Annotated in this window: 14 protein-coding genes and 4 pseudogenes; 15 read left to right on the forward strand and 3 right to left on the reverse strand. The window is 34.8% G+C overall.

Annotated features, from left to right (window positions below):
• Positions 1–33 precede the first annotated feature (33 nt).
• Positions 34–546: a tubby C-terminal domain-like protein gene (locus ACIPKN_RS24055; RefSeq protein ID WP_400941044.1), complete on the reverse strand. Its 513-nt coding sequence runs from the start codon at positions 544–546 to the stop codon at positions 34–36.
• Positions 547–890: 344 nt separating this feature from the next.
• On the opposite strand from ACIPKN_RS24055, the gene ACIPKN_RS24060 reads away from it, so the two are divergent.
• From ACIPKN_RS24060 to ACIPKN_RS26915, 3 genes and pseudogenes are all read left to right on the forward strand, one after another.
• Positions 891–1,088, forward strand: coding sequence for a hypothetical protein (locus ACIPKN_RS24060; protein WP_400941046.1), 198 nt, complete (start codon positions 891–893; stop codon positions 1,086–1,088).
• Positions 1,089–1,140: 52 nt separating this feature from the next.
• Entirely contained in the window at positions 1,141–1,440 is a 300-nt protein-coding gene (locus ACIPKN_RS24065) for a YfzA family protein (protein WP_400941049.1), read from the forward strand.
• A gap of 321 nt (positions 1,441–1,761) precedes the next feature.
• Positions 1,762–2,139 (forward strand): annotated as a pseudogene (locus ACIPKN_RS26915) (IS30 family transposase); the annotation flags it as partial.
• A 118-nt stretch (positions 2,140–2,257) separates the two neighbouring features.
• Here the strand turns inward: ACIPKN_RS26915 and ACIPKN_RS24070 are convergent.
• Together ACIPKN_RS24070 and ACIPKN_RS24075 are read right to left on the reverse strand one after the other, a co-directional pair.
• Positions 2,258–2,962, reverse strand: a complete 705-nt coding sequence (locus tag ACIPKN_RS24070) for a 4'-phosphopantetheinyl transferase family protein (RefSeq protein WP_400941122.1) — start codon at positions 2,960–2,962, stop codon at positions 2,258–2,260.
• A gap of 16 nt (positions 2,963–2,978) precedes the next feature.
• A complete protein-coding gene (locus tag ACIPKN_RS24075; protein ID WP_400941051.1) occupies positions 2,979–3,938 on the reverse strand; it encodes a helix-turn-helix transcriptional regulator in 960 nt (319 codons plus the stop codon).
• A gap of 169 nt (positions 3,939–4,107) precedes the next feature.
• Here ACIPKN_RS24075 and ACIPKN_RS24080 point away from each other — a divergent pair, with 169 nt between their 5' ends.
• From ACIPKN_RS24080 to ACIPKN_RS24125, 12 genes and pseudogenes are all read left to right on the forward strand, one after another.
• Positions 4,108–4,716, forward strand: a complete 609-nt coding sequence (locus ACIPKN_RS24080) for an MptD family putative ECF transporter S component (RefSeq protein ID WP_142507764.1) — start codon at positions 4,108–4,110, stop codon at positions 4,714–4,716.
• A 16-nt stretch (positions 4,717–4,732) separates the two neighbouring features.
• Positions 4,733–5,467, forward strand: a complete 735-nt coding sequence (locus ACIPKN_RS24085; RefSeq protein ID WP_400941054.1) for an energy-coupling factor transporter transmembrane component T family protein — start codon at positions 4,733–4,735, stop codon at positions 5,465–5,467.
• The gene (locus ACIPKN_RS24090; RefSeq protein ID WP_400941056.1) at positions 5,461–6,921 is read left to right on the forward strand and encodes an ABC transporter ATP-binding protein; all 1,461 of its coding nucleotides are present in this window, start codon (positions 5,461–5,463) and stop codon (positions 6,919–6,921) included. The genes ACIPKN_RS24085 and ACIPKN_RS24090 overlap by 7 nt, the downstream gene beginning before the upstream one ends.
• Before the next feature lie 87 nt (positions 6,922–7,008).
• Complete coding sequence (locus tag ACIPKN_RS24095) at positions 7,009–8,760, forward strand: ABC transporter ATP-binding protein (RefSeq protein WP_400941059.1); 1,752 nt, start codon at positions 7,009–7,011, stop codon at positions 8,758–8,760.
• A 66-nt stretch (positions 8,761–8,826) separates the two neighbouring features.
• Positions 8,827–10,539 carry an ABC transporter ATP-binding protein gene (locus tag ACIPKN_RS24100; protein WP_400941061.1) on the forward strand — a complete coding sequence of 571 codons (1,713 nt, stop codon included), beginning with the start codon at positions 8,827–8,829 and terminating at the stop codon, positions 10,537–10,539.
• A gap of 40 nt (positions 10,540–10,579) precedes the next feature.
• Complete coding sequence (locus tag ACIPKN_RS24105) at positions 10,580–12,223, forward strand: (2,3-dihydroxybenzoyl)adenylate synthase (protein ID WP_400941064.1); 1,644 nt, start codon at positions 10,580–10,582, stop codon at positions 12,221–12,223.
• Positions 12,224–12,261: 38 nt separating this feature from the next.
• A pseudogene (locus tag ACIPKN_RS24110) lies at positions 12,262–18,129 on the forward strand (amino acid adenylation domain-containing protein); the annotation flags it as partial.
• 171 nt (positions 18,130–18,300) lie between these two features.
• Positions 18,301–19,692, forward strand: a pseudogene (locus tag ACIPKN_RS26920) (amino acid adenylation domain-containing protein); the annotation flags it as partial.
• Between the two features lie 108 nt (positions 19,693–19,800).
• Positions 19,801–20,019: pseudogene (locus ACIPKN_RS26925) on the forward strand (phosphopantetheine-binding protein); the annotation flags it as partial.
• Positions 20,016–20,984 carry an ABC transporter substrate-binding protein gene (locus ACIPKN_RS24115; RefSeq protein ID WP_400941068.1) on the forward strand — a complete coding sequence of 323 codons (969 nt, stop codon included), beginning with the start codon at positions 20,016–20,018 and terminating at the stop codon, positions 20,982–20,984. The pseudogene ACIPKN_RS26925 and the gene ACIPKN_RS24115, both read left to right, overlap by 4 nt.
• Before the next feature lie 15 nt (positions 20,985–20,999).
• On the forward strand, positions 21,000–21,758 hold the full coding sequence (locus ACIPKN_RS24120; RefSeq protein ID WP_400941071.1) for an ABC transporter ATP-binding protein: 759 nt from the start codon (positions 21,000–21,002) through the stop codon (positions 21,756–21,758).
• Positions 21,742–22,503 carry an ABC transporter permease gene (locus ACIPKN_RS24125; RefSeq protein WP_400941074.1) on the forward strand — a complete coding sequence of 254 codons (762 nt, stop codon included), beginning with the start codon at positions 21,742–21,744 and terminating at the stop codon, positions 22,501–22,503. The genes ACIPKN_RS24120 and ACIPKN_RS24125 overlap by 17 nt, the downstream gene beginning before the upstream one ends.
• Positions 22,504–22,517 lie beyond the last annotated feature (14 nt).

The raw sequence follows: 22,517 nt of genomic DNA on the forward strand, positions 1-22,517 counted from the left end.
TTCATTGAAATATTAAACCTTTGCTATCAAATATTATTTACGTACAAATGTTTGATACATTATAGCAGTTAGAGATGCGATTTCATCATTGATTGCTTCAATGTGGATACGATTCGTTAAATTTGTATTTGTACGATCTAAATTTTTAATTACAGCAATTTTTTCACCATTTAACGTTAAGGTTCCTGAATTAGTGTAATCTTTCTCAAATTGGTACATGTCCCCGTTGATCAGAAAAGATTGCACCTTTTCAATTAATTGCACACGCTTTTGTGTAATTGAAACCGTATCCATTGCATTGCGGCTATAGAGTGTATAACGAAAACCAGTAAATATGCAATCGATTTTGTATATTGGACTTTTATCAATCGAAAAAGCATTATAGCAGTATGGCATTCCATATCGGAGAAGCATATGAAACAGTTGTGTTAGGATACGATGGGGATTCTTTTTGAGGATACTTATCACTTTGTTGTCCTTGTTATAAATGGGAATACTTGTGTGATGAAAATCTAATTCTGGGATGTTATATGAATAAATCTGCAATGATGTCTCTCCTCGATTATCTCTTAAATAATTCAATCAATGTCAATTTTAATATGAAAACGATAATTTTGTCCAAATAAATTGTACCGTTAGCCATCCATGTAGCGCAAAAACCAGCGCTACACCACAGAAAATGAAAGATGATTAAGTTCTTTCATGGGAGTTGAATAACAACAATTTTTTTAGAAAACTTCCTTTTAAAGAACTATACAACATCATGATTTTCCAATAGCCGATGCAGAAAATGTAATTCATTTTGATTCAATAATTAACAGAAGTCTCTTCAAGTGTTGTGTATAAATGGAAAAATTTATACAAATACATCTGATTTGAGGTATTATTAAATGAAAGATGTCTTTTTTATCGAGGAACAAAATGCTGGAATAGGAGAGGTTTTATTGAATGATAAAAAATGGGGGATAGTGTTCTCGTTTATTTTCGGTAGTATAGCTATTTTCCTTATATTGATTCTATTGTCTGTTTCGTTTTTTGGTCAAGAAATACTGGAATACCTTAGAGATGGGTTTTCAGAGAAATACTAGATATATTTCATTTTGACATAATTTTTTGAAGAAATGGAGGGAGGGGGATTACATGGCTAAAAAACAACATCATATTTCATTTTTGAAAAAACCTTGGGTATCTTCTATTGGTGTATTCGTTTTGTCACAAATCATCTTTATTACACTAGAAGCAACAGGGTGGATTCCTAATTATCGAGATATTAGTGGAACATTATTTGGAAGAATTACAGACTCTTCAATTTTCAAAGAGTGGTTTACTTTTTATGAAACAAAAAATTTCAATTTACTTACTATCTTTTTTGGCATTGTATTTCTCGTGCCTGGTATGATTGGTGCGATCAAAAGCGTTGTTTCACCAAGGTCTACATAAGTAAAGGCAATTGACAATATACATATAGCAATCACCCATTAAAGGGGCTGTCGGTAGACAGCCCCTTCTATAAACTATGTTGAAAGCCTCCAATTCTCAGCAGCTTGTCGAATATTGATAAAATGACGATACACACCTTCTTCTTTAATAAGTGAATGATGCGTCCCTTTTTGGATAACTTTGCCGTCTTCAATGACAATAATTTGATTGGCATTTTGTATTGTGGATAGACGATGAGCGATGATGATTGTTGTTTTTCCTTGAATTAATTCATCTAGTGCAGCTTGAAGGAGTGTTTCGTTTTCGGGATCAAGACTTGCTGTCGCTTCATTTATTGAGCGAATGACACGGTGGTATGTTGGCTTTTTGATACCGGATCGCTCAGCTCAATCAATGGAAAGAGCAGTACGTCTACTTCATACTAAATTACCAAAAGGCGCTATAAAAACAGCCACAACAGACCGAGGTAAAGAATTTAGCTGCTATAAGTGTTAGACCTATTCTTCTTGGCAACGCAGAAGTAACGAAAATGGAAATGGATTACTTCGCGAGTTCTTCCCTAAGCAAACAAATTTCGATGAAATATCACCAGAAGAACTAACAGAATCATCAAACTATATCAACAACCGACCAAGAAAATGTCTTGGTTGGAAAACTGCAAACGAGGCTTTTAATGAGCAATTGTTGCACTTAATTTGACAAATCATCATTTGGATACACTCTTTTGTATTATTGATTTAAAATTATTTTTGACTAAGAAAAGTAAAACAACCCTCAAACGAATAAAGTTTGAGGGTTGTTTTATATGAAAAATAAATCATTCATCGTGTTGCTGGAAAAAAGATGCAATAGTATGTAAAGAAATTTGTTCAATAGCATTCGCTTCAATTTGCTCATTGGAACAGCAAGCTATAGAATACTGCTGTTCAACACTGGTAGTCAAAAAATATAGAGAATCCAATTGGTTTGTAGCATATAAATGAATGCCGCCACCATTAATTTTAAAAAAGAAGGATTGGAGTGGCAAAGACAAGCCTACACCACAATATTTAATATAGGCTTCCTTCAATGTCCATAGTTTATAAAAATAATCAAATTGATGTTTGTCAGATAAAGCTATTAAATCTTGATATTCCTCGGGAGCAAAAATATGTTGAGCGAGGTTGAGATCCAGTATTTTTTGCTTTTCAATATCGACACCCAATCCCATATTACTGATACCACAAAGAACATAATTTCCTGAATGTGAAATATTAAAAAACGCGTAAGGTAGATTTTTTACATATGGTTTACCATATGGATTATTGTCAAATTCAATAGCTGATGGGGCTATATTAAAAGTCGTTGAAATTAAATATCTAGCCAATATGTCAGCTAATAAACCGCGCTTATAGTCATCTTTAAAATGGAATTGCTGAAGTTTGTTCTGTTTGTCATTTGAAATGAAAGCTGTGAATTTTGAATGGTATTTATCGAAATGTGAATCTGTAATGGAAAGTAGAGCAAGTGTTATGATGGTCAGTTACCCCCTACTATGTTTAACCTCTAAATATTTGCTGCCTATATTCTTTCGGTGTTAAATCGGCATAGCGTTTAAATAACTCTGAAAATCTACCTGCACTTTGATAGCCTACTGTTCGAGCAATTTCGTTAATAGGGAGCTCTGTATGAGCTAGTAATTTCTCAGCCTGATGAACACGTTGTTTTTGAATATATTCCGTAATTGTGCAATGATACACTTCTTTAAATAATTTTTTTAATTTTGTAGCACCCATACAAGAAATTTTAGTTAAATGATCTAAAGTTAGTTGTAGGGCGTAGTACTTTTCTATATGAGTGGCTACATGCTCAATTTGGTGAATATCTTCTTTAGAAATTTGTGAGCAATGACAAGTTTCATTGAAAAGTACACGTTCCATTATAAGGGCTAATGCTTCATATACTTTCCCTTCATAAAAAAGTGCAGAGGTCAGATCAGCACCACGATAAGCCGCTATTTGTCGAAACAGGATTACCATTTCTGGAAAAGTAGTTGTGGCTTTTAGTGTTGTTAATGCTTGACGTGGATTCACATATTTTTCACCATATTTATGTGCTAGAAATTGATCACAAAAAATAGGGGTAAACTCAATACCGATTGATTGTACTGGAATATTTTTATGAATAATAGCGCTATATTTTTCTCCTTTTCCCCAATAACTCCTTATATAACCTGGCTTTAATTGTTGGTAAGGGTTAAGCTCCTCACCTGAAATAGATTCATAGTATGAGACGGTTAAAAGTTCAGGCATTGTTAATTCTAACTGATAATCCTCAAAAAAATAAAAATCATGAATAAGAATAGAAAACATTTCCTTGTAATGATATATCCAATAATAACCTTTACCTAAAGTTGGATCGATTGTATATGTAGTACCCACTGAGTTATATTTGCTCATTTGGTCAAATTTTGAAAAACCATTCTCTAATAATAGAGGTTTAAAATGATGAGATGTCATCTGTTTTCTCCTTTCCTCAATTAGACTTTCCTCTTCCTTGATTAGACGAAAACATAGTGTAGTTATTTTTTTATGTACTACGATTCATTATAATGGTAATGATAATCATTATCAATGAAATAAAGTAAATATAGTAATAATTACTAGAGGAAGGAAGGGAAGTATAAAAATGTATTCGCAAACAATACAACAAAAAACTTTAAGTATTAAAGATTTAATTACAGTCGGTATTTTCTCAGCACTGTTCTTTATATTCATGATGATTGGATCAGCCCTTTTTGCCCCCAATCCTGTATTAACGTTTTTAATGCCAGCTGGCGCTGCTCTATTAACGGGACCTATTTATTTATTAATGATTGCTAAAGTACCAAAATTTGGTCCTATTCTTATTTTAGGAATATTGTTAGCGATTATTACATTTGTTACAGGGATGTACTGGTTATGGTCATTAGCTTGTATAGGAGTAGCTATAATTGGTGAATTAATAGCAGCGATTGGTAAGTATAAAAATATTTCAATAAATATTTTAAGCTATATTGTTTTTGCACTTCATCCAATGGGTTCTTACGTAATGTTGTGGCTTAATCAACAAGCGTATAAGGAGTATTTGGTAGGTCAAGGAACAGAACAAGCTTATATGGATACGATGTTAACAACCGCCCAAAATTGGATGTTACCAACAATGTTTGTTGGCACAATGCTATGCGCTTTGATCAGCGGTTTATTGGGAAAAAAATTATTGAGAAAACAGTTTGAAAAATCAGGAGTGCTTGCATAGGTAGGGCGGTGAAATTATGAATAAGGGAGAAGAATTGCAGGGTAATATGCATATGCATGTTTATACCGTCAAACTTGATCCAAGAACGAAAATATATCTACTACTGTTAGTAAATGCAGCGGTTTTTTTGTCACCTTCTTTTCAATTTGAACTCATATTAATGGCCATAATATTTAGTCTTTGCTTTCTAATGGGAATGTTTTCCTTTTCGTTGAAAATGATGCTTGGTTACGGGTTAATTCTAGGAGTTCACTTAGTAAGTGAAATGTTTTTGTCAGGTGCGTGGGAGCTAATGTTTGTATCATTTACAATGTTTATTAGGAAAATATTCCCGTGCGTTGTAATGGGTGGATTGTTAGTTGGAACAACAAAAATAAATGAATTTATGACGGCTTTAGGAAAAATAAGAATTTCCAAAAAGGTAATTATTCCATTAGCTGTAATGTTGCGCTATTTTCCAATGATTGGTGAGGATTGGCGATATATAAAGGATGCTATGAAGTTAAGAGGCATCTCACCCTCCATAATAGGTTTTCTAAAAAATCCTGTGCAAACGGTTGAATGTATTTACGTTCCTTTATTGATGGCAGCCTCAAAAATTGCTGATGAATTATCTGTTGCAAGCATAGCGAGAGGGATTGAAAACCCGAAAGAACGTTCTTGCTTTCAACATGTGTCATTCCAATTCAGTGATAGTATTGTAATGTTTATATTTACATTTTTTGTGTTTGGAGGAGTGTACATATGTTGAAAATCGAGCAATATTCATTTCATTATGCAGATGAGAAAAGTGAAGGTATAGAAAATATAAATATTCATGTCAAAAAAGGACAGTGCATTTTACTGTGTGGTAAAAGCGGCTGTGGTAAAACAACTATTATCCGAGCAATTAATGGTTTAATTCCTTATTTTTATTCTGGAAAGCTAAAAGGGCAAGTGTTGTTAAATAATCAACCTGTAGAAAATAGGAAAATGTATGAATTAAGCGAACAGGTTGGGACGGTGTTCCAAAATCCGAGATCACAATTCTTTAATGTGGATACTGATAGTGAGATTGTATTTGGAATGGAAAATATGGCATATCCAAAAGAAATGATGGAAGAACGAATGCGGCAAATTACGTCTGAGCTTCGTTTAGAAAGGCTTCGTCGACGCAATATTTTTCATTTATCGGGGGGAGAAAAGCAAAAGATTGCTTTTGCAAGTGTGTATGCTGTAGCACCCGATATTTTTGTATTAGATGAGCCTTCCTCTAATTTAGATACGGCTGCTATTGAGGATTTAAAAGACATGATTGCATTACTAAAAATGCAAGGTAAAACAATTATTGTATCGGAGCATAGACTTTACTATTTAAAAGAATTAATTGATAGAGCCATTGTATTAAATAAGGGACAAATTGTATCAGTTTACTCACAAAAGGATTTTTTACAGCTTTCAGATCTTCAACTGAGGCAATTAGGACTCCGCACACTTTATTTAGACAATGTACAGTTTCAACATAAATCGCTACCTGCTGAACAAAAAGTTCATGAGCTTGTTGTGAAGGATGTCACAATATCGCACAAAAAAAGAAAGGTATTAGAAAATATTCAATTCACAGCAAAAAGCGGAGAAATAATTGCAATCACAGGACATAATGGTGCAGGAAAAACGACCTTTGCTAGAACGATATGTGGTCTACATAAACTATCATCAGGAAATATTTATTTTAATAAACAAAAACTAACATTGAAAAAACAGGCTCAGCTTTCCTATATGGTAATGCAAGATGTCAATTATCAGTTATTCGCAGAAACGGTTGAAAAAGAATGTGTATTTGGGGTGAAAAATCTCAATCCGAATTTAGTACGAAAAGTATTGGAGGAAATGGATTTATTAGAACTGGTCAATCGACACCCGAATACATTATCAGGAGGACAAAAACAGAGACTTGCTGTAGCTGCAAGTTTAATAAGTGAAAAAGAAATTATAGTGTTTGATGAACCGACAAGTGGATTAGATTTTGACAGTATGCAAAAGGTTTCTAGTATTTTACAGAATTTAGCGGAGGCTAATAAAATTATTTTTGTCATTACACATGACTTAGAATTTATAGCATCTTGCTGTCATCGTATACTTCGCTTCGGAGATGGAAAGAAGCAAGATGATTATAAGTTAAATAAAGAAAATCATCAGTATACAATTGAAACTTTCACTAGATAGCAGGGAATGGATCTAACGTAACTGACCTGCAATGTGCAGAGAAATGTACGATACAAAATTACGATGCAAGGGAAGGGCTGAACGATAATGGGGAAAGTTGTAAAACAAAATAAAAATCCGATCTTTATGCTTCTTTCTTGGGCTGGAAAGGATAAAAAATATTTATATTTGTCTGTTTTATGTTCTTTAATTAGTGGTCTTTCGACAATTGTACCTTATTTCATTATTTATCAAATAATTAAGCAAGTCTATCACAATAATTTAACAGAAGCTTTGTTAATTCACAATTTATTGATTTTGGCTATTTCGATAATTGTTCGATTTGGGCTCTTTGCTATTTCTGGTACCCTATCGCATAAGGGTGCCTATCGAACGTTATTTAAAGTGCGTTGTCAAGTAACAGAGCATATGGCGCAAGTTTCACTAGGTTCTTTAAATGAACGAAATACAGGAGAAATTAAAACACTATTAAATGAAGAAATTGAAAAGCTAGAGTTATTTTTAGCACATCATTTACCAGAGTTAGTGTTTTACTTGAGTGGTCCAATTGCTGTCTTCATCTATTTATGTACAGTTAACGTACCGTTAGCGCTTATTTCGTTTATTCCATTAATTGTTGCAGTGGCAGTAATGGCAATAATGTTTCGGGGGACGAATCAATTAATGGATCGAGGAGCACGTTCCATAGCCAATCTAAATGCAATCATTATCGAATATATTCAAGGAATGCGTTTAATTAAGGCATATAACATGAGTAGTTCATCATTTAAAAAGTTTACAAACGCAGTAGATGATGAATTTAATATTTGGAAAGAAATGTCTTTAAAAATGGGTCCACCATATGCGAGCTTTGTCATTATTATAGAATGTGGCTTACTCCTTATGGTACCTATTGGTGGAATGTGGTTTTTAAATGGTAGTTTAACAGGAAGTGTCTTTATTCTTTTTGCATTTGTAGGCTCATTGTATTTAACAGAATTACGACCTTTACAGGAATTAGGTTCAAACTTTGCACAGGTTTTAAATGCTGTAAAGAAATGCGTAGCCTTTTTAGAAACACCTGTTTTTGGGCAAGGGCAAGCATTTCCGAACAATTACAATATCGAACTAAGAAATGTCAATTACTCTTATGATGGGCAAAAAGAACATTTAAAGAATGTGAATCTGTCTATTGCTGAAAATGAAAAAATAGCTATTGTAGGTGACTCAGGTTCTGGGAAAAGCACCATTGTACAGTTAATTTCACGCTTTAATGATGTTCAGCAAGGAGAAGTTTTGATTGGTAATCAAAATGTGAAGGATATTGATTATGAGGAATTATTAAAAAATATAACAACAGTTTTCCAAAAGACCTTTTTAACAAGTGGTACAGTGTTTGAAAACATTGTCATGGGTTCTAATGCCACACTCGATGAGGTAAGAACTGCGGCGAAAAAAGCACAAATAGATGATTTTATTATTTCATTACCTGATGGTTACGATACGAGGGTAGGGAGTTTTGGAACTAGATTTTCTGGTGGAGAAAAGCAGCGAATTGCTATTGCACGTGCCATTTTAAAAGATGCACCGATTTTAATATTAGATGAAGCAACATCCGCAGCAGACCCAGAAAATCAGGCCGAGATTGATCAAGCCATTGCTGAACTTTGTGTTGGTAAAACAGTAATTATCATTGCACACCGTCTTGGTATTATTAAGCATTGTGATCGAGTGGCAATTGTAGAAAATCAAACACTACAAGCATGTGGAACGCATCAAGAAATGCTAGAAGAAAACCCTTCATATAAAAAGACTTGGCAGGATTATAGTAAAGCTAGAGAAATTACGTATGAATTTTAACGATGTTGTACTTGTAGAAAAAAAGGGTCTTTCAAGGGAAAGCCTATTTATGAAGGAGACTTAAGTATGGACAAAAAAAATGCATTTACAAAAAATGCTTCTTTTTATCTTTCTATTGTTTTCAATGTCATCGAGGGTATGCTAGCTGGTTTTAATTTTATCGTACTATATTACACGATTAATGCTTTAATAACAGAGCAATTAACGATGAACTTGTTAACTCGAATTCTGTCATTGTTAGGCGCTGTTTTTGTTATTCGTTTAATCATCTACGCGTTTGGTTATACGAGAGGGCAAATCGGAGGTGCCCAGATTAGTAGAATTCTTCGCTTGACACTGGGCGATAAAATGAAAAAAATACCGCTTTCCTCCTTTACGAAGGCACAAACAGGAGAGTACATTAATGCAACGACAACAAGTGTCAATAATTATGAAAATATTTTGACTCATAAAATAGGAGATATTATAAAAAATTCTTCATTTACTTTACTGCTAATTGGCTTTATTTCGACTATTTATATACCTGCTGGAGTAGTTCTGTTATGTTCAGGTTTATTGTTAATACCAACTCTTTACTTGTCCTTTTTAATGGTAAAAAAATACGGAAATCAAAAGAAAAATATTATGACAAGTAACACAAGTGCTGTAGTTGAGTATATAAATGGTATTCAAACGTTGCGATCATTTGGTTTGGGTGGTGTTAAAAATAAAGCAACAACCTCATCAATGAAGGACTATAGTGATGTTAGTTATTTATATGAGATAAAAGTAATTCCAATTGGTACAACGTTTAGTATTTTGTGTTGGCTAAGTTTACCGATTGTTCTTTATTTAGCAGGACATCAATGGCTGGAAGGGAATTTAGATGCGTCTTCTTTCTTTCTAATTAGCATTTCCCCTTTATTTACATGCAAATTATTTGGCACACTTTTTATTGATTTAACCTCTTATAAAAACTTAATGATTGCAAAAAGACAAATTGAGTGTGTCATAGAAGAGGTGGAGGAGTTATCAAATGAGACTTCTTTTGAACCTGAACAGTATAGTATAGCTTTTCAAAATGTGAATTTCGCTTATAACCAAGGGGAACCTATACTACGAAATGTCAATTTTGAAATTGATTCTTCACAGTTTGTGGCGATTGTTGGACCATCGGGTTCGGGAAAATCAACTATTTTAAATTTAATAACAAAATACTATGAGCCTGAACGCGGTGATATATTAATCGGTCAGCAAGTTATTCAATCGATTGCTTCTGAAAAAGTATTGCAGAAAATTTCACTAGTCGACCAAGATATATTTTTGTTTAATGATACGATTTTAAATAATATTCGTTATGCAAAGCCAGAAGCGACAGAACAAGAAATTATTAATGCTGCGAAAGAAGCAAACTGCCATGATTTTATTGAGAAATTAGAGTATGGCTATGACACAATTGTTGGAGAAAATGGTAATAAGCTATCGGGCGGTGAAAGACAACGTATATCCATTGCACGTGCTATTTTAAAGGACAGCCCAATACTTTTATTAGATGAAGCAACAGCGTCGTTAGATATCGAGAATGAGCTGGCTGTAAAAGAAGCGATTAAAAATCTTTTGACAAAGAAAAAAACGGTTGTGATGATTGCCCATACGCTTTCCATTATAAAAAATGCAGACAAAATCCTAGTTGTTAATGAAGGACAAATCGTAGAAGAAGGTTCACATGAAAAGCTCATTGCTAAAGAAGGCAAATATGCAGCAATGTGGAGAAAGGAACATCAATTAAGTAGCGTATAACAAAATGTATTTTGTAGATGAGAGGAAGGGAGCGAAAAGCATGTCTTCACAAATGGATTGGTATTTACATGAGGTTGAACGATATGAGCAATTGGGTTTCTTAAGAAAGAAAACATTAATGGAGGAGCTAGAAATTATCGCTGAACAATTTCCTCATAACATAGCAGTTGTGGAAGGAAATCGACGCCTAACTTATCAAGAATTGCTTCAAGAAATTGAGCAATTATCGACAGGCTTTTTGTCATTAGGTTGGCGGCAGGGTGATCGGGTTTTATTACAATTACCAAATACAATTGAGTTTATTACTGTATTATTTAGTCTACTAAAAATAGGTGTGCAGCCTGTTCTGATGTTACCTTCTCATAGAGAAATAGAAATTGATACAATCGCAAAGATGGTACAGCCAATAGCTTATATATGTTGCAACGCTCATCTTGGTATTCAGTATGAGTGCATGGCTGCACAAATCATCCCTCTGCATAAAAGTATTCGATATATTGTGACGGTGGGTAAATCTACCGTACAGTGGCCAGCAACTTTTACACATGTAACATTAGATCAGCTTAAAGAAAGTAGCTATTCATTAGTGGTTAGTGATTTACCACATTATAGAGATACTGCGTTATATTTATTGTCTGGTGGCACTACAGGTATTCCGAAAATTATTCCGAAAATCCATGAGGCGTATGCTTACAATGCACTAGCCTCTGCTGAAAAATGTGGGATGACTCCTGAAACTGTATACATGGCAGTACTATCTATTTCACATGATTATCCGTTATGCTCTCCAGGCATATTAGGCACTCTTTTTACAGGAGGCAAAGTGGTATTATGTCAAACTTCTAGCTTTGATGAAGCATTTCAAGAAATAGAAAAGGAACGTGTGACACATACCTCAATTGTACCAACAATAGCTAGCTTATGGTTAGAAGCTTTTGAATGGTATGAAGAATTGGATATGTCGAGTTTAGAGGTTGTTTTAATTGGTGCTGCTCACATAGAGCAAAAAACAGCTGTTCATTTTATGGATAAATTTCAATGTAAAATACAACAAGGATATGGATTAGGGGAAGGAATAACTTGCTTCACAGCATTAAATGATCCTATAGAAACTGTTACGAGCTGTCAAGGGCGAGCAATTTCTTTAGGTGATGAAATAAAGATTATAGATGAGCTAGGAAGAGAAGTTCCTCAAGGTGAGCTTGGGGAATTGGTGGCAAAAGGACCGTATACATTTGGGGGCTACTATCAAGCACCTGCTTTAAATGCTGATATTTTCACAATAAATTATTTTTTACGTACTGGTGATAAAGCACGTATAACACCAGAGGGGAATATACAAATTGTTGGTAGAGTAAGGGAACAAATTAATCGTGCAGGTGAAAATATTATACCCTCTGAAATCGAAAGCTTTCTACGAGCACATCCAATTATTAAAGATGTAGCTGTTATCGGTTTGCCAGATAAAGAGTTAGGAGAGAACATTTGTGCATTTTTAGTTACGGATGGACAAAGAATTGAACGAGATGAGATATGTAGTTTTCTAATCCAACTAGGCGTTGCTCAATATAAACTTCCAGATCAAATCATATATGTAGAGCGGTTACCATTTATAAATGTAGGGAAGGTTGATAAGAACAAATTAAAACAGATTACTATAGAAAGAGAGGTGTCAAAGTATTGAGATTAAAGAATGATCTAGATAATATCCAAAGTCTAGCGTTGGAAGTCAATCATCTACTCGGTATACAGAAAGAAATACATGAGGATCAAAATTTATTAGAATTAGGCTTAAACTCCTTACAAGTGATGAAATTAGTTGGCAAACTAAAAAAAGTTGGGGTAACAATTACCTTTAAAGAATTAATATCCGAGCCGTATTTAAGTGCTTGGAATAAATTAATAAATAGAGATTATGTATATACAATTAATAATGATAACGAACTATTAGAAAATCAAGATAAGACAGTAGCTAATATGTATGAACCTTTTCCATTAACAGATGTACAGTATGCTTATTGGGTTGGACGACAAAGCGGTCAATATTTAGGTGGAAATGGCTGTCATGGTTATATGGAAATTGATGGGCGGAAAATTGATATAGAGCGGCTTAAAGCAGCATGGGCATTAATAATTCAGCATCATCCTATGCTCCGTGTCAAATATACAGAAGATGGTCAACAGCAAATTTTAAAAGAATCACCTTTTACAACTATTGATGTCCACGATTTTACAACTTGCTCGCAAGTCGAGATTAGCAAAAAGCTAGAAACTATTCGCGCTAATACCTCACACCGACTATTGGCAATTGATCAAGGGGAAGTAGCTTGCTTACAGCTATCTCTATTACCAAATGGTAAAACTCGTCTCCATTTCGATATAGACTTACTTGTAGCTGATGTTCAAAGTTTCCAAATCATTTTAAGAGATTTAGCGGCAGCTTATTCTAGACAGCAAAAACCGAAGGCACCTGAAAATTGGAACTTTGCAAAATATCTACATGATAAAGCACTAGCAATTGCCAATGAAGAAAGTTACGCAGAAGCTTATTGGAAAAACAGGTTAACTACTTTGCCATTAGGTCCAAAACTACCGTTATCAAACAATGCTGAGTTGATACAACACACCCCTAAATTTACAAGAAGGGAGCATTTTTTAGAAGAACAAACTTGGAGTAAGCTTAAATTGACTGCCTCACACCATAACGTCACACCTGCAATGGTATTGTTAGCAGCTTATGCCTATACATTAAGTAAATGGAGCAGTGAATCTCGTTTTATTATTAATATTCCATTGTTTAACCGAGATACTTTGTCTGAAGAGATAGAGCAAGTTGTAGCTGATTTTACTACGCTACTATTATTGGAAGTCGATAGTGAAAATCGACAACATTTTTTAGCATTTACGAAAAGTTTACAACAGCAATTTCATCAAGATTTAAACTATACCGCTTATTCAGGTGTGAAAATTCAACGGGATATGGCTAAGTATTTCCCAGATGAAAAAGTGTTTGCTCCGATAGTTTTTTCATGTAATTTAGGCGTACCACTTATAAATGAGGAGTTTAAAGATGCATTTGGTACTATTCATTATATGATTTCACAAACGCCACAAGTTTGGTTGGATTTCCAAATGTTTGATATGGATGATGGTTTGTTATGTATTTGGGATGGTTTAGATGAATTATTCCCTTCAGGTTTGTTGGATGACATGTTTGAACTGTTTATCAAAACTATTGATTGGTTAATTGAAGATGAACAGCATTGGCTTCAACAGCCAGCTATCGAAACAAAAGCACAAGAAGTAAGACGTCAATTAATTGATAATGCCACAATAGAAGATCATGCTCAAGGCTTGCACACGTCTTTCTTCGAAAAAGCAAAGCAACAACCACAAGTTATAGCGCTTATAGATGGTATAAGTCATAAAGAAGTTAGTTATGAGACGCTGTCTTTACAAGCGGAAAAGGTTGCTGCGGCCCTGTTACATAATGGTTTTAAACAAGGTGATCGAGTAGCTATTTCATTGCCAAGAGGATTAGAGCAAATACAAGCGATTTTAGGCGTACTAGCTATTGGAGGCTGTTATGTTCCTGTACATGTGACACAGCCGATTGAACGTTATAAAAAAATTATTGAGAAGGCAAATGTTTCTTTTATTCTAACAACGGCCTCCTACGAAGAAAAGTACCAAGATATTGAACAAGTACAAGTTATTATGATGGAACAGATACATCAATTTGGTCATGTGAAGTTTCCTAAAGTAGATGTAAACAGTTCTGCTTATATTATTTTCACATCAGGTTCAACGGGAGAACCAAAAGGTGTAGAAATTAGTCATAAGGCCGCTTGGAATACAATTGCAGATATTAATAAAAAATATGATATTAGCAAAGAAGATCGTATTCTAGCATTATCATCATTAGATTTTGATTTATCTATATATGATATATTTGGTCTTTTAAGTGTTGGTGGTAGCCTTGTCCTTATATCAGAAGATACGGCTCGAAACGCAGATATTTGGTTAAAGTTAATATGTAATTACCGTATTACATTATGGAATTCAGTACCTGCTTTATTGAAGATGTTATTAATAGAAGCCGAGAGCGTAAAGATGATTTGTCAAAATTTACGTATTGTGATGTTGTCAGGAGATTGGATTAGTTTAGATATTCCTGAGAGACTGTTAAAAGTAGCACCGAAAGGGCTATTAGTAGCAATGGGCGGTGCGACAGAAGCGGCAATTTGGTCCAATTATTATGATGTCAATCATCCAATACCAGCAAGTTGGCGTTCAATCCCTTATGGAAGACCCCTGAAAAATCAGTTTTATAGAATTATTGATACAAATGGGGAAGACTGTCCGAGTTGGAAAGCAGGAGAGCTGTGGATAGGAGGTGCCGGTGTAGCCAAAGGATACGTAGGAGAGCCACAATTAACTACTGAACGCTTTATTGAAGAGAAAGGTATTCGTTGGTATAAGACAGGGGATATCGGTCGATTTTGGAACAACGGCCTTATCGAGTTTTTAGGAAGAAATGATTCACAGGTAAAGGTACGGGGTCACCGTATTGAATTAGGTGAAATCGAAAGTGCTATTAGAAGTTATGAAATAGTTGAGGATGCTGCTGTCACGGTCAGAGGAGAGGAAAACCAATATTTAGCCGCTTATATTGTAAGTAGTTCTAAAAAAGAGCAAGCACAAACTATTAAATATAATAAACCAATGATTGATTGGTCTTATATTGTTCAATTAAAAGAGAATGGGGATTTTACTAAAACTTACAATGAGAATGAAAATCGTTATCGGTCGTTAAAGGATTATTGCGAATATCTTACTATGGAAATGATTAGTAAAATAATTTCCAAATTAGGATTTCCGCTAGAAAAAGATGTTCGTTACAATATTTTAAAAATAATAGAGCGAGAAAAAATTAACAGCAGATATCAAAGTTTAATATATCAATGGTTTAGTTTTTTAGAAAAAAACAATTTAGTTTCTTGTGAAGGATCTACTATTCATAATAAACAATGTTTAATCGTTAATAGTGAAGAACAGTTTAGTAGTTTAGAGAAAATGCAAACAACATATATAAGGGCGTTTGTTTCTGACTTTTTTGAAAAAAGCTATGCACTTTTAACGGGTGAACTAGAGCCTTTAGAATTATTGCTTCATCATAACATACATCCTTTAGAACAATTGACTGAAAACATGTCTGATGGAAAAAAACAGCAGGATTTAATAGCGACTCTGATTCAAACCGTTTTAAGTAATCGAACAGAACGCCAAGCACCACTCAAAATATTAGAGGTTGGGGTGCGTCATACGAACACACTTCGTATGCTAGCAGAGACTTTTTCAAAAGATGAGATTCATTATACTGCTACAGATGAGTCCAACTACTTTATAAATCGTGTTCAAAAAATAGTAGGTTTACAGCCCAATATCCATTTTAAAGTACTTGATATAAATAAATGTCCAATTTCTCAAGGTTTTATAGATGGTGAATATGATTTGATTGTGGCGTCGCACTCTTTGCATAGAGCAGTCCATATTAGAAATTCACTTAAAGATTTAAAGAAGTTATTAAAGCATGGTGGGCTATTCGTTAATTTAGAAATGACGGAGAATAATCCTCTGCAATTAGTCAGTACAGCATTTTTAGAAGATGGTTTTACACATTATAAGGATGAACGGGAAAATACATGTCTTCCATTACTATCGGAAGATCGTTGGCTCTCTATTTTTAAAGAAGAGGGCTTTACAAATATTACGCTTCAGCCTATTGATACAGCCTTTACTCAGTATTTATTTGTAGCTCAAGTTGAAAGACAATCATTTTCAGAATTCCAGCTAGAGCCACTTAAACATTATTTAGAAAAACGATTACCAAGTTATATGATTCCTCATGTAATTATTCCATTAGAGGAGTTACCTATTACGGCCAATGGCAAAGTGAATCGAGCAGCATTACCAATCCCTGAAATTGAGCAAGTCAATTTAGCTACAAAAGAATTTATTGCACCAGCAACCCCAATCGAAATAAGGTTAGCAGAAATATGGACCGAAGTATTAGGGGTAGATGCAATTGGCATACGTGATCATTACTTTGAGCTAGGCGGGGATTCATTATTAGCTACTCAGCTTAGTGCAAAAATAAAAGAGCAATTTGCTGTCAAAATCAGCTTAGAAGCAATCTTCAATCAACCTGTTTTTCAACAGATGGCACTGTTATTAGAGGAATTAGTGCTACAAAAGACAAACGAAGAAACGGAGAAAAAGCTACCAACTATAGTCCCTAATGAGCGGGATCGTTTCGAGCCATTTCCATTAACAGAAGTTCAACAAGCATATTGGCTAGGTCGTAGTGGTATTTATGCATACGGTGATGTATCCACTCACTGCTATTTTGAAATGGATTGCCCAGCTCTAAATCATGTAAGAGTGGAACAAATATGGAATCGTCTCATACAACATCATGATATGATGAGGGCCGTCATTTTAAATGATGGACAACACCAACAGGTTCAAGAGTTTGTAGAGTACTATTCTATTGCATCGTACAATCTTACAAATCTTTCAACAGAACAGCAAAAAGAACAGCTTACATTAGTGCGAAGTGAGATGGAGCATCAAACATTTAATCCAAGTGAGTGGCCATTGTTTGATATTCGAATGTCGACTATAAATGAACATAAAACAAGACTACATATTAGTTTTGACAATATTATTTTTGATGGTTTTAGTATGTTCTATTTATTTAAAGAGTGGAAGCGCCTATATGATGATTCTTCTGCAAAACTACAAGTGCTTCACACTACATTCAGAGATTATATATTGGCTTATGAAAAAATTCGGGAAACAGAAATGTATGAGCAGGATATGCAATATTGGAATCAACGTATTGATAATATGTACCCTGCACCAGATTTACCTCTACTTGATTATAAAGGAGATTTATCTAACTGTAAGTTTACGAGATATGAAGAGAAGCTATCTTCACAGCAATGGCTAGCCTTAAAGCAATTAGCTACCAAAATGAACTTGTCTCCAGCATCCTTGTTAATCGCTGCTTATGCAGAAACTTTAGCAAGATGGAGTAGTCAACCAAAATTTACAATAAATCTTACTCGTTTCCATCGTGTGCTATTTGAACCGGATGTAGAACAGCTTATAGGTGACTTTACATCGCTTAATCTTTTATCTATTGATATGTCAAAAGGAGAATCTTTTTTAGAACGTGCTAGAAATGTTCAAAAGCAACTATTGCAGGATTTAGAGCATCCTTATGTGGGTGGTGTATATGTAGAGCGTGCACTAGCTAAAAAGTGGAATCGTCAAATGGGCATAATGATGCCATTTGTCTTTACGAGTGGATTAGGGCTTGAAAAAAATAATGGGGCAACAACAATGGGTGGCTATTTAGGAGATATTGTATATGGATTATCTCAAACTCCTCAAGTTTGGCTTGATCATCAAGTTTCAGAGCAAAAAGGTGAACTATGGCTAAGCTGGGATGCAATAGAGGAGATTTTCCCACAGCATTTAGTCATTGGCATGTTTGAGGCATACAGCAGTATTTTAAAAGAGCTTTCTACGAAGGAAGATTTATGGAAAAAAAGAATTGGAAGTCTTGTGCGTTTACCATCTCAAGAGCAAGTAGGAAAAATTAAAGGGCAGGACACAGAAATATCAAATGAGACGTTGATAAGTCTTGTTGAAAAACAAATAGCTGAAAATCCTACTAATATCGCAGTGTTCTCAGAAGAAAAAACTATTACGTATCAACAGCTATGTCATTTAAAAAATCATACTGCTCAATCATTACTTGAACGGGATAGTATTAAAGGGAAATTAGTTGCTATTGTTATGGAAAAAGGATGGGAACAAATAGTTGCTGCATTGGGGATTATTAAAGCAGGGAAGGCATATTTACCGATTGATTGTACAACGCCTATTGAACGGATGGAATTTCTTTTAAAAGAAGGAGAAGTTCAATCTATAGTAACACAAGCACATATACTCACACAGCTACCCTTCCTAAATGATTATCATGTGACGGTCGTTGATGCTAAATGGGCACATCAAGAATGTCTAGTCGATAGTCCTGACTTGTTGCCTTCAGATTTAGCGTATGTCATTTATACTTCGGGTTCTACTGGTAAGCCGAAGGGTGTCATGATTGATCATAGAGGTGCAGTAAATACAGTATTAGATATTAATCATCGACTTGCTGTTTGTACGGAGGATCGTATTCTTGCGTTATCTAACCTAACGTTTGATTTATCCGTATACGATATTTTTGGCATACTTGCTGCTGGTGGTGGAATTGTTATACCAAAAGCGGAGCATGTAAAAGAACCTGCATATTGGAAAAAATTAATACAAAATCATCACATCTCCATTTGGAATACAGTGCCGGCCTTTATGCAAATGTTAACAGAATATAGTAGGAATATAGAGTCTGCTCAGTATCCAACATTAAGGGCTGTGTTATTGAGTGGTGACTGGATTTCATTAAGCTTGCCTACAGATGTTTGGGAAATTGCGCCAAAGACTCGAATATTGGGATTAGGTGGTGCGACGGAGGCGTCTATATGGTCAAATAGTTTCGATATACAAACAGTAAATAGGGATTGGAAGAGCATACCTTATGGCAAACCTTTAGCCAATCAATATTACTATATACTAAATGATCAAATGGCAGCTTGTCCTGTGAATGTACCAGGGAAATTGTATATCGGAGGATTAGGACTTGCTATGGGGTATTGGAAAAATGAAGAGCGGACAAATGACCAATTTTTACTTCACCCAATTACAAATGAACGTCTATATGATACAGGAGATTTAGGGCGATATTTACCTGATGGCAATATTGAATTTTTAGGGAGAGCAGATTCACAAATTAAACTAAATGGCTATCGGGTTGAAATAGGTGAAATAGAGTATCACCTAGCTAAATTGCCTACTGTGAAGGAAGCGGCAACAATTGTTCATAAACGTAATGGAGCAACAATATTAGTGGCATATGTAGTATTAGAAGATGAACAAAATGGTCTAACTATTGAACAAACCAAAAATTTATTGGCACAAAAATTACCTAATTATTTGTTACCTACTGTGTACAAATATATTGATAAAATGCCACTGTCAGAGAACGGAAAAGTTAACCGTAAACTTTTACAACAGTTACCTCTAGAGCAAGAGGAGTCATCTGAATATAGAGAGCCTTTTACAGAGATGCAAAAAGAAATAGCGAAAATTTGGGAAGAAATATTGTCTTATTCACATCCTGGAATTGATGATGATTTCTTCGCATGTGGAGGTAATTCTTTAATGGCCATTCAAATTATCGGAAAAATAAAGGAGAAATTTAATATAGCGCTTTCTATTCAAACATTATTCACTCATTCACGTCTTGAACAACTAGCAGCATTCGTTGAGGAAAACAGTGTCACTATGGAGGAAGGTGCTCTATGAGACAATATCACCTTTCTCGAATAATTTTTATGATTGTCATTTTGGCTTTCATAAGTGGGTGTAGTGAAGATACAAAAATGACCAAGCATTCTTCACTAAAAATAGGTGTGTTGCGTATCGATGATAGTCTGCCTCTTTATGTTGCAGAGAAGGATCAGCTTTTCCAAAAATATGGTGCCGATGTTGAGCTTATAAAGTTTGGCAGTGCCTCTGATCAATCGAAGGCGATGGAGGCTGGTGAACTAGATGGCATGATGACTGATATGATCGTTCAAAATTTAATAAAAAAGGGGGGCATTGATGTTAAAACGATTGCATTAGCATTAGGTGCGACGGAGAAGGAAGGAAGATTTTTAGTCGTTTCTTCTCCACATAGCTCTATTGTTGAACCGAAGCAGCTAGTAGGGCAATCTGTCATGATCTCTGAGAATACAATGATGGATTATTTAATGGAGCAATATGAACGACATTTGAAACTAGATTCTTCTGAAATAACGAAAATTCATCTTCCGAATCTTTCATTACGTGTAGATACAGTATTAGCTGGAAAAGAAGCGCAAGCAGCTATATTACCTGAGCCATTGGCAAGCTATGCTGTTGCACAAGGTGCAAATATTGTCATTGATGATACAACACTTGGAGAGAACTTTTCCCAATCAGTCATCGTTATGACACAAAAAAACATAACAGAAAATAGAGCTGTGATTGAAAACTTCCTAAGCGCTTACAACGAAGCGATTAAACAGTTAAATCAGCACCCAGAAAAATACTTTGAACTTGCTCTAAAAGTGGCAAACGTACCGGAAATTTTAAAAGGGCATTATGCAGTTCCAGTTTTTACTCCTAATTGTGTGCCAGCACAAGAAAATGTCGAGCGTATATCTGATTGGTTAGTTTCCAGAGGATTATTGGACAAAGCTTTTCCATATGAAGATCTAGTAGAAACGTCATTGGAAGAACAATAAAAAGGGGGATATGTCGTGTATAGAATTCAGCATGTTGACTTAGCGTACAAGACAGCCTCAGGTACGGTTAATGTCCTGCAAAACATTAACCTTCAAATATCTTCTGGTGAATGTGTAGCTATTGTTGGTGTTTCTGGTAGTGGGAAATCCTCTTTATTAAAAATTGTAGCTGGTTTGGAAAAACCGAGTAATGGAACCGTTTATTTTGATGGAAAAGAATTGAAAGGACCACAGCAGGAGATAGCGATTATTTTTCAAAATTACGGCCTGTTCCAATGGAAAAAGGTGAAAGATAATATAGCTCTCCCTTTAAAGCTGGCCAAACGACCCAAGCAGGAACGGGAAAAAGAGACACAATTTATTTTATCACAATTGAATATTCACAATCAGCAGTACAGTTATCCTTTTCAACTATCCGGGGGACAGCAGCAAAGGGTTGCAATAGGGAGAGCTTTAATCCAAAAGCCAAAAGTTTTGTTAATGGACGAGCCATTTTCAGCGTTAGATATTTTAACGAAGGAGCAATTAATACTAACATTGCAGAAAATACGTCATGAAAGAAATTTAACGCTACTATTTGTGACACATAACATTGATGAAGCGTTGATGATGAGCGATCGCATCGTCGTCTTTCACGCGAATGGAAAAACAATTGCAGGCACCATTGAGAATGATTATCAGATAGAGGAGCGACGTAATCCTGCTTTCATGTATCGTCAACAACAACGAATTAAACAATTACTAAAGGGAGAGCCGTGTGAAGAAGACATATAGTATAGTCATCGCTACCATTATCATTATTTTATTATGGCATCTATCTAGCATCTCATTGAATAAAGCTTTTTTACCTACACCTTTTGAAGCGGGACAATCATTTTTAACAGTAGTAACTAGTGGTGAATTAACACAGCATTTTTTCATAAGTAGTTATCGAGTAGGTATCGGTATAATCTGTGCTCTCTTTTTCGCGATTCCTACAGGTTTACTTATGGGGTGGAATAAAAAGATAGATCTTTTATTAAGTCCTTTATTATATGTGCTTTATCCTATCCCAAAGGTTGTTTTTTTACCAATTATTCTCGTGCTATTTGGATTAGGGGATGTCCCAAAAATCATGTTAATTGCCTTTGTTCTTTATTTTCAATTGGTAGTAGTAATTCGTGATGCCGCAAAAGGAATTCCTTATGCTCAGAAACAAGTTATTCAATCATTGAACGCTACAAAACTACAAACACTGTGCCATTTGACACTACCCTATTGCTTACCGAGCGTAATGACTTCCTTGCGAGCTTCATTAGGAACAGCATTAGCAATCCTATTTATAGCTGAAACCTTTGCATCATTTAGTGGATTAGGTTATTACATTTTAAATCGAATGGATAGTAGAGATTACTTAGCTATGTATGCAGGTGTAATAGGGCTAGCTTTATTAGGAGGAGGGCTATATGCCCTTATTAATATCGTAGAAAATACTATTTGTAGATGGTATAAATTGATGGCAGATAGCAGCAGTAATTAATAAGGAGATTAACT

Source organism: Lysinibacillus sp. NPDC086135, assembly GCF_044746345.1.
GTDB lineage: Bacteria > Bacillota > Bacilli > Bacillales_A > Planococcaceae > Lysinibacillus.